General features: G+C 62.0%; 1 pseudogene. It reads right to left on the reverse strand.

Annotated elements, in window-relative coordinates:
• Window positions 1–8 precede the first annotated feature (8 nt).
• A pseudogene (locus tag AC3DE3_RS17475) lies at window positions 9–255 on the reverse strand (hypothetical protein); the annotation flags it as partial.

Raw genomic sequence — 255 nt, forward strand, 5'->3', positions numbered from 1 at the left:
GAATTCGCTCACGATGCCTGACCTGCCACGAGTTCGTAGGAGGCCAGCGGCCGGTGAATATCCGGTACCGGCTCAATTCCTGACAGGAACTGCTCTAGTACCGACATCGACCCCATGGGCTTTACAGCCGTAGTGCCGTCGTCCGGCAGGATATGGCTGATGGCGCGTCCTGTTCCGTCGGGCAGGCCGTCCCAGTGAGAGGGGTCGATGATCCACTCATGCCCTCTGCTTCCCCGGCGGTGAGTGGCCAACACC

It is taken from the genome of Dietzia sp. IBK-p2-16D, from assembly GCF_057773085.1.